This is a genomic window from Teichococcus aerofrigidensis (assembly GCF_054073225.1).
In genome coordinates this window covers 1-867 of record NZ_JBSXMU010000272.1, presented here as the reverse complement: position 1 = coordinate 867, position 867 = coordinate 1, and the positions used below count along the sequence as shown (strand labels likewise).

Annotated in this window: 1 protein-coding gene; it reads right to left on the bottom strand. The window is 68.4% G+C overall.

Going from position 1 to position 867, the window contains the following annotated elements; translation table 11 throughout:
- Positions 1-797 (bottom strand): IS5 family transposase gene (locus ACVMLK_RS21160; RefSeq protein WP_139341822.1). Its coding sequence is split into 2 segments (ribosomal slippage): positions 1-455 and positions 455-797, totalling 798 coding nucleotides; the frame shifts between segments, so codons are not numbered across the junction.
- Positions 798-867: the final 70 nt, after the last annotated feature.

The window sequence follows — 867 nt, the reverse complement described above, 5'->3', positions numbered from 1 at the left end:
CTAGGCCGCGTGGACGAACCTGATCCATAAGCGGATGCAGCCGAGCAGGGCGAAGCCGAGAAAGCTGGAAGCGGTGTGGTCGTAGCGGGTGGCCACGCGGCGGCAGTTCTTGAGACGGTTGATGAAGCACTCGATGCGGGAACGCAGGGCGTAGAGGCGTCGGTTGACGCTGTGCTGCACCTTGCGGCTCCGCTTGGTCGGGATCTCCGGCTGGGCCCCCCGGTCGCGCGCATCCTGCCGCAGGCGGTCACTGTCGTAGCCCCTGTCACCGAGCAGCACGCCGGGATCGCTGTCGCGCTCGGCCATGAGGTCGTCATAGGCGATTAGGTCGTGGGCCTCGCCGGGCGTCAGCACGACGCTGATGGGCAGGCCATCGGCATTGGCACGCAGGTGGAGCTTGGTCGAGAAGCCGCCGCGCGAGCGGCCGAGAGCCTGACTTTGGGTCCCCCCCTTCCTCCGGCAGCGCAGTGGTGCGCCCGGATGATGGTGCTGTCGATCATCTGGAGCATGTCGGCCTCGCCGCCGCTGTCGGCGAGCGCCTGCAACAGCACGTCCCAGATGCCGGAGGTGGTCCAGCGCCGGAACTGGCGGTGGACCGAGTTCCACTTCCCGAGTTCCTCGGGCAGGTCACGCCACGGCGCGCCGGTTCGGGTGATCCAGAAGATGCCGTCCAGCGTGCGCCGGTGGTCCTTCGGTGGGCGGCCGCCGCGGGCCGACTGCTCCGTCAGGAACGGGGCGAAGATCGCCCACTCCGCATCCGTCAAACGATCCCGAACCAAGGCCGACCTCCTCTCCAGAGGTCAGCCTCGAATCACGTCATCCGCCTCGGGGGAATCCCCCCTGTGCCGGTTCGTCCACGCGGCCTAG